Source organism: Sphingopyxis macrogoltabida, assembly GCF_001307295.1.
Taxonomy (GTDB): domain Bacteria; phylum Pseudomonadota; class Alphaproteobacteria; order Sphingomonadales; family Sphingomonadaceae; genus Sphingopyxis; species Sphingopyxis macrogoltabida_B.
This window is the reverse complement of sequence record NZ_CP012700.1, coordinates 3,762,692-3,775,150: the sequence shown is the minus strand read 5'-3', so window position 1 is coordinate 3,775,150 and position 12,459 is coordinate 3,762,692. Positions and strand designations below refer to the sequence as shown.

10 protein-coding genes are annotated in these 12,459 nt (G+C 68.4%); 4 read left to right on the top strand and 6 right to left on the bottom strand.

The annotated features are described in order from the left end of the window. The first annotated feature begins 42 nt into the window (after positions 1-42). Complete coding sequence (ubiA, locus tag AN936_RS17605) at positions 43-951, top strand: 4-hydroxybenzoate octaprenyltransferase (protein ID WP_054589234.1); 909 nt, start codon at positions 43-45, stop codon at positions 949-951. Here the strand turns inward: ubiA and smc are convergent, their stop codons facing one another. From smc to AN936_RS17585, 4 genes are all read right to left on the bottom strand, one after another. Then, positions 952-4,395 carry a chromosome segregation protein SMC gene (gene smc, locus AN936_RS17600; RefSeq protein WP_054589233.1) on the bottom strand — a complete coding sequence of 1,148 codons (3,444 nt, stop codon included), beginning with the start codon at positions 4,393-4,395 and terminating at the stop codon, positions 952-954. Between the two features lie 304 nt (positions 4,396-4,699). Beyond that, on the bottom strand, positions 4,700-5,443 hold the full coding sequence (locus AN936_RS17595; protein WP_054589232.1) for a thioredoxin domain-containing protein: 744 nt from the start codon (positions 5,441-5,443) through the stop codon (positions 4,700-4,702). 37 nt (positions 5,444-5,480) lie between these two features. After that, positions 5,481-6,206 (bottom strand): thioredoxin domain-containing protein, encoded by a 726-nt coding sequence (locus tag AN936_RS17590; protein ID WP_054589231.1) that lies wholly within the window; start codon positions 6,204-6,206, stop codon positions 5,481-5,483. A 14-nt stretch (positions 6,207-6,220) separates the two neighbouring features. After that, positions 6,221-6,793 carry a DUF721 domain-containing protein gene (locus AN936_RS17585; protein ID WP_054590399.1) on the bottom strand — a complete coding sequence of 191 codons (573 nt, stop codon included), beginning with the start codon at positions 6,791-6,793 and terminating at the stop codon, positions 6,221-6,223. 26 nt (positions 6,794-6,819) lie between these two features. Between AN936_RS17585 and AN936_RS17580 the strand changes: the two genes are divergently transcribed. From AN936_RS17580 to nudC, 3 genes are all read left to right on the top strand, one after another. After that, entirely contained in the window at positions 6,820-7,884 is a 1,065-nt protein-coding gene (locus AN936_RS17580) for an A/G-specific adenine glycosylase (RefSeq protein ID WP_420496816.1), read from the top strand. Continuing rightward, positions 7,881-9,167 carry a serine hydrolase domain-containing protein gene (locus tag AN936_RS17575; protein WP_054589230.1) on the top strand — a complete coding sequence of 429 codons (1,287 nt, stop codon included), beginning with the start codon at positions 7,881-7,883 and terminating at the stop codon, positions 9,165-9,167. Before AN936_RS17580 ends, AN936_RS17575 begins: the two co-directional genes overlap by 4 nt. A 266-nt stretch (positions 9,168-9,433) precedes the next feature. Further along, positions 9,434-10,303, top strand: a complete 870-nt coding sequence (gene nudC, locus AN936_RS17570) for an NAD(+) diphosphatase (RefSeq protein WP_054589229.1) — start codon at positions 9,434-9,436, stop codon at positions 10,301-10,303. A 144-nt stretch (positions 10,304-10,447) separates the two neighbouring features. Here the strand turns inward: nudC and AN936_RS17565 are convergent, their stop codons facing one another. Both AN936_RS17565 and AN936_RS17560 read right to left on the bottom strand, forming a co-directional pair. Then, the gene (locus AN936_RS17565) at positions 10,448-10,873 is read right to left on the bottom strand and encodes a DUF2497 domain-containing protein (protein ID WP_054589228.1); all 426 of its coding nucleotides are present in this window, start codon (positions 10,871-10,873) and stop codon (positions 10,448-10,450) included. 75 nt (positions 10,874-10,948) lie between these two features. After that, positions 10,949-12,442: a TolC family outer membrane protein gene (locus tag AN936_RS17560; RefSeq protein ID WP_054590397.1), complete on the bottom strand. Its 1,494-nt coding sequence runs from the start codon at positions 12,440-12,442 to the stop codon at positions 10,949-10,951. Between the last annotated feature and the right edge of the window lie 17 nt (positions 12,443-12,459).

Sequence of the window (12,459 nt, the reverse complement as noted above, 5' to 3'; positions counted from 1 at the left end):
GCATTTATCGGCGCGCCGCCCCCTGCTATCGCGCCGGGGCCGATGACTGCAATCCATCCTCCCGACAGCCAGCACCGGGGTTTCGTCGCCCTGCTGCCGGCCCGTGCGCGGCCCTATGCGCTGCTCGCGCGCTTCGACCGGCCGATCGGCTGGTGGCTGCTTTACTGGCCGTGCGCCTTCGCGCTTGCGCTCGGGGGCGGGGCGGTCAGCCATTGGCCGCTGTTCCTGTGGCTGCTGCTCGGCGCGATTGCGATGCGCGGTGCCGGCTGCGTGTATAACGATATCGTCGACCGCGACCTCGACGCGAAGGTTGCGCGCACCGCGTCGCGCCCGATCGCGAGCGGGGCGGTATCGGTGCGGCGTGCGCTGCTGTGGGCGCTGATCCTGTCGCTTGTCGGGCTGGCCGTGCTGCTCCAGCTGCCGCGCGGTGCGCAGATCGTTGCGCTGGGCAGTCTGCTGCTGGTCGCGGGCTATCCGTTCATGAAGCGCATCACCTGGTGGCCGCAAGCGTGGCTGGGGCTTGTGTTCAGCTGGGGCGCGCTCGTCGCGTGGGTAGCGGTCGGCGGGCAGGACGGCCTCGCGCTGCCCTTGCTCTACGCCGGCTGCATCGCGTGGGTGATCGGCTATGACACAATCTATGCGCTGCAGGATATCGAGGACGATATGCTTGTCGGCGTGAAGTCGAGTGCGCGCGCGATGGGGCGTCATGTCCGCGGCGGCGTCGCGCTTTGCTACGGCACGGCACTGGCGGCGTGGGGCGGGGCATTATGGGCAGTGCGTCCCGATCCGCTGGTGCTCGTCGCATTGCTTCCGGCGGCGGTGCATTTCACCGGACAGGTGGTGACGCTCGACCCGGCGAACGAGGCCGATGCGCTGGCGAAGTTCCGCAGCAATCGGTTTGCGGGCCTGCTCGTCTTCGCCGCGATGCTCGTCGTTGGCAGCGCGCCCTGATCACTCCGCGGCGAGCAGTTCCTCGGCACCGCCCAGATCGACCGAGACAAGGCGGCTGACGCCCTTTTCGATCATCGTCACCCCGAACAGGCGGTGCATGCGCGCCATCGTCACCGCATTATGGGTGACGATCAGATAGCGGGTGTTGGTTTCGCGCGTCATGCGGTCGAGCAGGTCGCAGAAACGCTCGATATTCGCATCGTCGAGCGGCGCGTCGACCTCGTCGAGGACACAGATCGGCGCCGGATTGGTCAGGAACAGGCCGAAGATCAGCGCTACGGCGGTCAGCGCCTGTTCGCCACCTGACAGCAGTGTCAGGGTGCCGAGCCGCTTGCCCGGCGGCTGCGCCATGATCTCGAGCCCAGCCTCGAGCGGATCGTCCGAATCGACGAGTTCGAGATGCGCCTGCCCGCCGTTAAACAGCGTAGTGAAAAGGCGCTGGAAATGCTCGTTAACCGTCTCGAACGCCGCCAGCAGGCGAACCCGGCCCTCGCGGTTGAGATTGCCGATCGAGCCGCGCAGGCGATTCACCGCCTGCGTCAGTTCCTCGATCTCGGCGGCATTTTTTTCGCGCTCGGTATCGAGTTCGGCGAGCTCGTCGGCAGCGACGAGGTTCACCGGGCCCAGCCGTTCGCGGTCGGCGATCAGCCTGTCGTGCTGCGTCGATTCGTGCGTGGCGTCGCCGACCTCGGCGCTGTCGAAACCGGCCTTCTGGGGCAGCAGCGGCGGCGGGCATTCGAAGCGCTCGCCCGACAGGCGGCCCATTTCGATGCGGCGGAGCTCGGCATTTTCGGAGCGTGCAATCGCGCCGGCGCGGGTTTCGCGCGCGGCCGCGACGCGTTCGCGGATCGCGGCCAGCGCCGTTTCGGCTTCGCGCAGCGCCGCTTCGGCGGCCCGTTCCTGCGCTTCGGCGGCGCCTACCTTTTCGCGCAGCGCGGTCTGCTGCTGCTCGACCGCGACGCGTTGCGCCGCGAGCCGCTCCGGCAGGTCGGCAAGCTTGGCGGCCTCGGCGGCAAGCGCGTCGGCGCGCTTGTCCATTTCGGTCACGCGGCGTGCGGCCTCGCCAGCGCGGGCCTTCCAGCTCTTGATCTCGGCGCTGACCACCGCCTGGCGTTCGTTCAGCGCCGCGAGTGCGCGTTCGTGCGCGGCGAGCGCATCGCGGGCGGTGCCGGCGTCGGTGCGGGCGCGTTCGGCCGCTGCCTCTTCGGCTTCGAGCGCGGCGCGCGCGATGCTGTCGTCGGGCAGCGCCGCGAGCGCGGCTTCGGCCACCGCCAGCGCCTCGGCAGCCTCTTTCGCGGCTTCGGCGATTTCGCCCAGCCGGCGGTCGAAAAGCGCGGCGGCGTCGCGGTGACGATCGAGCGCGGCTTGCGCCTGATCGGCAGCGCGCAGCGCGGTCCGGCGCGCCTCGTCGGCCTGCGCCAGTGCCTTGCGCGCCGCTGCGGCAGCTTCGACGATCCGGGCGCTCTTTGCCGCGGCGGCATCGCGCCGGTCGCGCAATTCCTGCACGCCCAGTTCGACCTGTGGTCGCTGCGCCGCGAGCGCGTCGAGCCGGTTCTGGCGTTGCAGGCGCTCGGTCGCGGTCGCGCCGTCGCCGCGGGTAACGAAGCCGTCCCAGCGGCGCATCACGCCTTCGGTGGTCACCAGCCGTTGGCCCACCGCGAGCGGTTGCCCGTCGTCGGTTTCGGCGACTGCAACCTGTGCGAGGCGCCGCGCAAGTGCCGCCGGTGCGGTCACGAAATCCGCGAGCGTGCGGGTCCCGGCCGGGAGCGCCGGATCGGCCTTTACCGGGTCGGCGCCGCCCCAACTGCGCGCCGCCTGCCTGTCGGTTCCGGCGTCGAGGTCGTCGCCGAGCGCTGCGGCGAGCGCGGCCTCATAGCCGGCGGCAACGCGCAACTGGTCGAGAACGCGGTCGTCGCCGCTACGCGCTGCCGCCAAAGCACGCTCGAGCGTTGCGGCCTCGCCGTCGAGCGCGGCGAGCGCGGCGCGGGCCTCGGCCAGTCCGGCTTCGACGCCCGCGAGGTCGGCGGCGGTGGCTTCGCGGTCGGCCTCGGCGTCCTGCAGCGCGGTTTCGGCCGCCGCGATCGCGGCTTCGGCTTCGCCGGCAGCCGCGGCGCTTTCGATCTGCCGCGCGGCGAGCGCGTCGCTCTCGCCAAGCGCGGCAACTTCGGCGTCGACCCGCGCCTTGTCGCCGGCGACGCGGCGCACCGCGCTTTCGGCGCTGTCGCGGGCCGAGGCGGCGATGCGCCGGTCGGCGGCTTCGCTCGCCGCTCTGGCGCGCGCCTGCGCCAGCGCGACCTCGGCGTCGCGGAGACGCGCTTGCGCGGCGAGGCTGGCTTCGGCGAGTGCCGCCTTGCCGGCGTCGTGCCCGGCGATCTCCTGCGCGAGCGATTTCGTCTCGGTATCGAGTGCGGTGAGCGCGCTATGGGCTTCGCGCGCCAGTTCGCCTTCGTGCGCACGGTCGTCGGCGATGCGTCGCTGCTGCGCCGCCAAATCTTCGAGGCGTTGGAGCGCGGCGCGTTCCTCGCCTTGCAGCCGCACCTGCGTCGCGGTCGCCTCGGCCAGCGCGTCGCGCTGCGTCTGCGCATCGCTGCGCGCCGCAGCGACGCGCGTCGCAACCTCGGTCTGCGCCTTCGAGACGGTTTCGAGCTCGTCCTGCGCGGTCTTTACCGCGGCTTCGGCCGCGTCGGCGTCGCGCCGCGCCTGGTCGGCGGCGGCAGCCGCATCGCGCCAGCGTGCATAGATGAGCCGTGCTTCGGCGACGCGGATCTCGTCGCTCAGCCTCTTGTATTTCTCCGCCGCGCGGGCCTGCCGGCGCAGCGCGTTGGCGCGCACCTCCATATCGGCGACGATTTCGGACAGGCGGGTGAGGTTGGTTTCGGTCGCGCGCAGTTTCTGCTCGGCGTCCTTGCGGCGGACGTGCAGCCCCGCGATGCCCGCCGCTTCCTCAAGCATGGCGCGGCGGTCGGTGGGCTTCGCCGCGATGACATTGGCGATCTTGCCCTGGCTGACCAGCGCCGGGCTGTGCGCGCCGGTTGCCGCGTCGGCGAAGATCAGCGCGACATCCTTGGCGCGCACGTCGCGGCTGTTGGCGCGATAGGCGGAGCCGGCGCCGCGTTCGATGCGGCGGATGATTTCGAGTTCGTGGCCTTCGCTCGCGTCGGATAATCCGGCGACCAGCGCCCCTTCGGTGTCGCAATGGATTGCGACCTCGGCAAAGTCGCGCGCCGGACGGGTCGAGGTGCCGGCGAAGATGACATCTTCCATCCCGCCCCCGCGCATCGATTTCGGCGAGGATTCGCCCATCACCCAGCGAATCGCTTCAAGCAGGTTCGACTTGCCGCAGCCGTTGGGACCGACGACGCCGGTCAGACCGGGTTCGATGCGCAGCTCGGTGGGTTCGACGAAGCTTTTGAAACCGGTCAGGCGCAAGCGCTTTATCTGCACGGAGAGCTCCCGCGCAGGCTATCGAATCGGAGCTGTTGCAACCTTGATGTCACATTTCCCCCTGCGACCCGTCATGCCGTGTGGCCGGGGGAGTCGCAAGGGTTTAAGCCCCTCCCCTTCAGGAGTGTCAGGTCGGTCATGCCCCCAGCATGACCTAAACCGTCCGGGGGACGGTTTACCTGACACTGGGTTGGGGTGGGTGGGGGGGCATCGGCCCCGCCCAAGGCCGATGCCCCCCACCCGCTGCGACCAGGCAGCAAGCTGCCAAGTCTCGCTGCCCTCCCCTGAAGGAGAGGGCGTAATACTACCGCGCGCCCATCGTGCGCAGCCGGTCGCGGAGCAGCGGCCAGGTCGCGACACCCTCGGCGACCTGCCCGTTGATCAGGAAGGTCGGGGTGCCCTGCACCTGATATTTCTCGATCGCCGCGTTGGTGCCTTCTTCGAGCTTCGAGATATTCTCGATCTTGCCGAGGCAGGCGTTCACCTGCTCCGCGGTCACGCCGCGCGACTGGAAGAAGGTGTCGAGCTTCCAAGCCTTGGCGAGCGCGGGGAAACGCTGCGCGGGCGCCAGCGCCATCGCTTCCTCGCCGCCCTTCGGGTTTGCCTGCGCCGCGGCGAAGAGTTCGGCCTGCGAGGCGAAGGTATTCTCGATCAGCGGGTAGAAGCGGTCGACAGGCGCGCAGCGGATGATCGCGGCGGCCGACGCGTCGAGCGGATCGCGGACGAAGTTGCGGAGTTCGAGGCTGACGCGGCCGGTATCGATGAAGTCGCGCTTGATCTCTTCGTGGCTTTCCTTCGAGAATTCGGCGCAGTGCGAACAGGTGATCGACGCGAATTCGACGATCTTGATCGGCGCGTCGGGGTTGCCCATCACATAGCCGCCATCGGGGGAGACGGCGACCGTCTGCGACCAGCTCTTGTTCGCGGGCGCCGCGACCTTGGCAATGACATCCTGTTCCTTGGCGGGGTCGGTCTTGCTGTCGCCGCAGCCGGCAAGCGCGAGTGCGCCGAGCGAGGACAGGATGGCGATACGCAGCGTGCGGGTCATGGGTTTTCTCTCCGGACGAAAAGGGTTTGGCGGGCTTTTAGGAGCCCTTGAGCGCGGCGTCGAGCGGCGTTTTCAGCGCTGGCCACGTCGTCGTGCCGGCCTCGCGGCCATTGATGAAGAAGGTCGGCGTGCCTCTCACCCGGTCACCGTTAAAGGCGATATTGGTCATGCCCTCGAGTTCGGCCTGCGCAACGCCGTCGTTCATGCAGCGATCGAGCTGCGCCGCCGTATAGCCGCGCGCGCGCATCAGCGCGTCGAGCCCGGTAAAGGCGGCGATCTTTTTCGCCCGCGCGCCGAGATCGCCCTGATACCAGCTCTTCATTTCGGCCTCGCTGGCCTTCTGGACCTTGGCGAGCCAGACCTTTTGCGCCGCGAAAATCGCCTGATGGTTGCCCGCAAATGCCTTGCCGCCGCCGCACCGGGCGAGGAGCGCGGCGGTCATGTCGACCGGGTCGCGGACGAGGTTGCGATATTCGAAGACCACCAGCCCCTTGTCGACATACAGCGTTTTCAGCGGCACCGAGCCCAGCCGCGCGAAGTCGGCGCAATGGCTGCACGTATAGCTGAAATATTCGATCAACCGGACTTTCGCCTTGGGGTTGCCGATGCTGAACGAGCCGATGTCGGTGGTCGCGACGTTGGCCGACCAGCGCGGCGCCGCGGGCTTGGCCGGTGCGGCGGCGCCGATCAGCGTCAGCGCCCCTGCGGCGAGGGCGCCGATCGCGGCGCGGCGTCCGAAAAGGATGGAGCGGTAAGCGGGCATCGTCGCGGGTCTTTCTAACTGATGCGGGGAAGCTTCGGTGCCGTCGCCAGCCCGGCCGCCATGCGTTCGAGCACGGTCCTGAGCTCCGGGTCGCCGATGTCGCGAAGACTGTCCCCCAGTTCGGCCGGTACGGGTTTCAGCATTGCCGGAGGCTGAACGGGCGGCGCCGGCGTCACCTGGCCGTGCGTCATCCGCACCGTAGCGATCGCGGCATAGCCGAAGAAGCGGTTGACCGCGCCGATGATGTCGGGCGCGACATGCTGGAGCATCGGCGCGTGCGCGCCGCTGATCGTGAGGTGCAGCGTGCCGCCCGCTTTCTGGCCGGCCGGAAAGCGGATCATCGCGGGCTGGGTGACGTCGGCGAGCCGGTCGCCGACGATCTCGCGCCAGCGGCTGACCACCGACGACTGGATGAACCCGAACTTGCGAAAGGCGGTGCGGCCGATTTCGGGAACAAGGTCGGCGATCGACCGCGCCTCGCCGCCACGCGGGCGTTCATAGGGGCGCGCGCTTGCCTTGGGCTTTTTGCTGCCCTCTTTTGCCTTCGCCTTTTTGGCGGGCGGCCGGTCTCCCGTGTCTTTCGTCATCGCATCCGCCATGCCATAGGCGGGGGGTGAGCGTCCAGACATCCGACCATATCGACGATCCGATTGACGCGACGGCCGGCGATTTCGCGGGACGCATCCTGAGCTGGTACGACCGCGCGGCGCGCGACCTGCCGTGGCGGATCGGGCCGGGCGATCTCACCGTCCCCGATCCGTACCGCGTCTGGCTTGCCGAAATCATGCTTCAGCAGACCACTGTTGCAGCGGTTAACGGCTATTTCCTGAAATTCACCGCACGCTGGCCGACGGTTGCCGACCTTGCCGCGGCCGACGACGCCGACGTCATGGCGGCGTGGGCGGGGCTCGGCTACTACGCCCGGGCGCGCAACTTGCTCGCCTGCGCGCGGACGGTGGTCGCAGCGCATGGCGGGCGCTTCCCCGACAGCGAGGCGGGCCTGCGCACCTTGCCCGGGATCGGCGATTATACCGCGGCGTCGGTCGCAGCGATGGCTTTCGGCCGTCCGGCGGTCGTGATCGACGCCAATATCGAACGCGTGCTCGCACGCCACCGGCTGATCACCACCCCGCTGCCGCTGGCGAAGCGCGAGATTCGCGCCGCGCTGGCGCCGCTGGTGCCCGAAGATCGTCCGGGCGATTTCGCGCAGGCGCTGATGGACCTTGGTGCGACCATCTGCACGCCGCGTGCGCCCGCTTGTGCGATCTGTCCGGTGATGGCCGATTGCCGTGCGCGCGGGCGCGCCGATATCGTGCGGATACCGGTCAAGCCGCCCAAGAAGGCCAAGCCGCATCGCCACGGGGTCGCGTGGTGGATCGAGCAGGACGGCCGGCTCTGGCTGGTCCGCCGGCCGGGCAAGGGCATGCTCGGCGGGATGCGCGCGCTCCCCGGCGGCGAATGGGCCAATACTCCGGTGGACGAGTCGGGAATCGCCAGCGTCGATCATGGTTTCACCCATTTCGACCTGACGCTGACCCTCATCCGCCGCGAGGCGCCCCCGGAAGCCACCGATGCCGCAGCGGAAGGCGAATGGTGGCCGGTCTCGGACCTTGACGCGGCGGGTCTGCCGACGCTCTATCGCAAGCTGGTCGACAAGATGCGGGAGAGAGACGCATGAACATGATGGTTTCGCGGCGCGCGCTGCTCGGCGGATTTGCCGCCGCCGGGGCGACGGCGCTGCTGCCGCGCAATGCCTTCGCGTGGAAGGCGGGCGGCGAGCAGCTTTACCCCGGAACCTACAGCTTCATCAAAGGCTTCGTCGACCGCCGCGAACTCGTCGGCACGCTCGCCGCGATCGGCAAGGGGCAGGAGGCGCCGGTGTTTTTCGGCGCCGGGGTACAATCGAACGATGCGCCGACCCCGGTCGGTCCCGACACGCTCTGGCGGCTCTATTCGATGACCAAGCCGGTCACCGGCATCGCGGCGATGCTGCTGATCGAGGACGGCAAGATGACCCTCGACCAGCCGATTGCCGATTTCCTGCCGCTGTTCGCAAAGATGAATGTGCAGAACACGCCCGATGGCTCGATCACCGACGTGCGCCCGGCGAAGGGCCCGATCACGGTTCGCCAGTTGCTCACCCACACCGCGGGGCTCGGCTATAACATCATCCAGAAGGGTCCGATCAAAAAGGCCTATGACGATGCCGGCATCGTCGGCGGACAGGCGAGCCGCCTGCCGATTCCGGGCTTTGCCGACGTGAAGCCTGCGCCGAGCCTTGCCGCGATGGCCGACCGGCTCGCGGCGCTGCCGCTGGTCTATGAGCCCGGCACCAAATGGAGCTATTCGATCGGTCTCGACCTGATGGGCCGCGTCATCGAGGTCGTGTCGGGGCAAGCCTTCGACGCCTTCCTCAAGGCGCGGCTGTTCGATCCGCTCGGTATGTCGAACACGGGCTTCATGGTCGGCGCGCAGGATGTCGCGCGCTTCACGAGCAACTACGCCCCGTTCGGCGGCGCGCTGATCCCGTTCGATCCCGCTGCCAACTCGATCTATCTCGATCCGCCGCCCTATCCGTTCGGCGGCGGCGGGCTGGTGTCGAGCGCGCGCGATTACGACCGGTTCCTCGCGATGCTACTCGGCGAAGGCGAGACGGGCGGGGTGCGGGTGATGCAGCCCGAAACCGCGCGGCTCGCGATGTCGAACCTCATCTCCGACAGCGTCGACCGCAAGGGCAGCTTCATCGACGGCGAAGGCTTCGGTGCGGGCGGCCGCGTGTCGCTGCCGACCTCGCCGGGCGGCGAAGGGATTTTCGGCTGGGCTGGCGCGGCGGGGACGATCGGCTTCGTTCACCGCGGGCTCGGTTATCGGGCGGCCGGTTATACGCAGATCATGCCGCCCGACGCCGTTTCCTTCCAGGGCAAGTTCGGCGAGACCTTCTTCAAGGACGTCGCGGGCTAAGGGCGTGTTCCTCCCACTGACGCATTCGAGGTTTGAAGCGATTTTGTACAGGGCAAGGAAGCGAGGCGCAGGCATATGAATATATTCCAAGGCTCGCTGACGCGGCCATCGACAAAATCGGTCAAATCCCGGAGGGACGCCGAAATGGCTTCGATCTCGTCTCCGCGCGGCCTTGCAAATGGAACCACCATCTGCGGCGGCCGCGCGAAGTCGATATCTTCGCCATTTCGACGCCTCGAATGCGTCAGTGGGAGGAACACGCCCTAATGACTTTGCCGCTGGGTTTCACAGGCGCGCGGCTCGACCGCGCTGACCAGTTGCGCACCGACGCCGATGCCTTTGCGGCGGCGACGTCCGATCCGCGGGCGCGCTGCCTCGCGCTCGACGGAATCGATTTCGTGCCCGGCGATGGCGGCGGGCTGCGCTGGGAGCCGCTCGACCCTGACGATGACCGCGGACTGCTGCTGCTCGGCCTCGACGATGACCGGGTGCCGCATTTCGTGCGTGAGCCTGCTGCGGGCCAGCGAATCGACGCGCGCTCGCGCACCGTCATGCGTCTGCTGCCTTTGCTGTCGGGCGAGGAGGCGGCGCTCTACGGCGGCGCGCGCAGTCTTGTCGACTGGCACGCGCGGCATCGCTTCTGCGCGGTGTGCGGCGTCCCGACCGCGTTGTTTCGCGGCGGCTGGGGCCGCAAGTGCGGTGCCTGCAATGCCGAGCATTTTCCGCGCGTCGATCCCGTGGTGATCATGCTCGCCGAATGCGACAGGCGCGTGCTCGTCGGGCGGCAGGGCGGCTTTCCGCCGGGCTTCTTCTCGGCGCTCGCGGGGTTTGTCGAGCCCGGCGAATCGCTCGAGGAAGCGGTCGCGCGCGAGTTGTTCGAAGAAGCCGGGATTCGCGTGTCCGACGTGACCTATGTCGCAAGCCAGCCCTGGCCCTTCCCATCGTCGCTGATGATCGGCTGCCGCGCGGTCGCGTGCGACCCCGCGCTGACGCTCGACACGACCGAAATCGAAGCGGCAATGTGGGTCGATCGTGCCGAAGTCCGCGCGGCGCTGGCGGGCGACATGGGGGCGCCGTTCACGGCGCCGCCATCGCTGGCGATCGCCCGACACCTGCTGGAAGATTGGGCCCGATAATCCTCCCTGTGGCGAAGCCATGGGGAGGTGGCAGTCTCGAAGAGGCTGACGGAGGGGCAAATTGCGCGGCGCCTTGGCCCCTCCACCACCGCTTCGCGGCGGTCCCCCTCCCCATGGCTTCGCCACAGGGAGGAATCGGAAATGTCAGGGCCGCTTGCCGGTAATCCGGCTGATTTCCTTCGCCACCATCGCCTCGACGAGCGATGGCAGGTTGGTATCGAGCCAGTCCTTGAGCATCGGGCGCAGCGCGTCGAGAACGACGTCTTCCATCGTGCGCGCTGCCGATGCGGGAACTTCGGTAGCACGCGCCGGCGCGGCCTCGGGCGTCACCGCCGCGCTCAAGGCTTCGAGCGACTGGCGCGCAGCATCGGCACTCGCCGCGGACACCAACTCGTCGTTTGACGGCGCGGGATCGCCGCCGCCGACGTCTTCGTCCTGAAGGTCGAGGATATCCTCGACGCGGACCGCCTGCGCATCGCGGGCGGCGCCCGGCGCCTCGTCGCGCGCGATAACGCGCCGGATCGACGACAAGATATCTTCCATCGATGGCTCTCGCGACATGTCGCCCATCAGATCCCCCTTCGGCGCGCCCGGCAAGGGCGATTAACCATGATCATACCGGTGAGGGGCGTCGCTTGCCAAGCCCTATTGTCCGGGGAGCGGTTCGCCGGCAGGGACATTGGCGTTGGCGGCGGGGACGCTGCGCGTGTCGGTCGATTGCTGCTGCGGCTTCGGATCGTCGTCCCAGTCGAAGATCTTGCCGCGCACGCGCTCATAATTGACCGCCGGATCGTAAAGCGCGCCGCCCTCGATGCCGAGGTCGCGCGCCTCGGCCTTGCCCATCGCCGCGAGCACGGAAAAGGCGGCGACGTAGCTGTTGCGCCGCGCGGAGACGAGCTGGACCTGGGTGTTCAGATATTCCTGTTCGGCGTTCAATATGTCGAGGATCGAGCGCGTCCCGACGCTGTTTTCGGCGCGTACGCCTTCGAGCGACAGCGCATTGGCGCCGACCGCCTGCTGCGTCGCCGCGATGATTCGCTCGTTCGCCTGCCACGCCGCATAGGCGCCGCGCGTCTGCGCGATCACGCCGCGTTCGGTCTCGACATAATTTTCGATCGCCTGGCTGGTGCGCGACTGGGCCTGCCGAACCTGCGCTGCGGGGCGGCCGCCCTGGAAGAGCGGGACGGTCAGCGACAGGCCGGCCTGTGCGCTCGTCGTCGTCTGGGCGAAACGCGCCCCGGTCTGGTCGGTGCCGCGCAGCGAACCGAGATAGTCGCTATAGCCGCCGCCGACCGTGCCCGACAACTTGGGCATCCGTGAAGCACGAGCAACGCCGATGTCGGCGCGATTCGCGTTGACGATCTGGTTTGCCGCCTCGATGTCGGGATTGCTGGTGAGTGCGATCGCCACCGCATCCTCGGCGCTCGCGGGCAGGTTCGGCAGCGTCGGCGGGCTTTCAAGGTCGACCGGCGCGTCGCCGACGAGCCGGATATAAGATTCGCGGCTGGCGATCAGGTTCGCCTCGGCGGTGCGCAGATCGCCCTCGGCGAGCGCCAGCCGTGCTTCCGACTGGGCGACGTCGGTGCGGGTGAGGTCGCCGATCTCGAAGCGGTCGCTCGTCGCCTGCAAATTGGTCCGCAGGACCGAGACATTCTTCTGATTGAGCTGGACGATGGCCTGATCGCGGATGACGTCCATATAGGCGCCGACAACTTGCGAAAAGATGCTCGCTTCGGTCGCACGCAGATCGGCCTGTCCCGCCTCGACGCGATATTTCGCCGCCTTCACGGCGTTGCGCACCGCACCGCCCTGATAGATGGGGACCGAAAACTGCCCCGTCGCGCTCAGCACCCGGCCGGGCGAGGTGAAGCTGTTGCCCGGGACGACGATATTTTCCTGATAATCGACCTGCCCGCCAAGGTTCGGCAGGCCATAGCTTTTCTGGATCGGAACATTTTCGTCGTTCGCACGCTGTCCGGCGCGCGCCGCGGTCAGCGTCGGGTTATTCTCATAGGCTTTGGCGAGCGCCCCCTGCAGCGTTTCGGCCTGCGCCTGCGATGCCAGCATCAGCGCGCCGAACGCCAGTCCGCCGAACAGCCGCGCGCGGCGGATTGGCGGTCTGATCTGGATATCGTGCATTATGGTCGTCGCCTGAA

Excerpts from the sequence above, each read along its gene's own strand:
- AN936_RS17585 (WP_054590399.1), bottom strand. The coding sequence starts at position 6,793 with ATGACGAAAGACACGGGAGACCGGCCGCCCGCCAAAAAGGCGAAGGCA.
- AN936_RS17575 (WP_054589230.1), top strand. The coding sequence starts at position 7,881 with ATGAACATGATGGTTTCGCGGCGCGCGCTGCTCGGCGGATTTGCCGCC.
- AN936_RS17595 (WP_054589232.1), bottom strand. The coding sequence starts at position 5,443 with ATGACCCGCACGCTGCGTATCGCCATCCTGTCCTCGCTCGGCGCACTC.
- nudC (WP_054589229.1), top strand. The coding sequence starts at position 9,434 with ATGACTTTGCCGCTGGGTTTCACAGGCGCGCGGCTCGACCGCGCTGAC.
- ubiA (WP_054589234.1), top strand. The coding sequence starts at position 43 with ATGACTGCAATCCATCCTCCCGACAGCCAGCACCGGGGTTTCGTCGCC.
- AN936_RS17565 (WP_054589228.1), bottom strand. The coding sequence starts at position 10,873 with ATGGGCGACATGTCGCGAGAGCCATCGATGGAAGATATCTTGTCGTCG.
- AN936_RS17560 (WP_054590397.1), bottom strand. The coding sequence starts at position 12,442 with ATGCACGATATCCAGATCAGACCGCCAATCCGCCGCGCGCGGCTGTTC.
- AN936_RS17590 (WP_054589231.1), bottom strand. The coding sequence starts at position 6,206 with ATGCCCGCTTACCGCTCCATCCTTTTCGGACGCCGCGCCGCGATCGGC.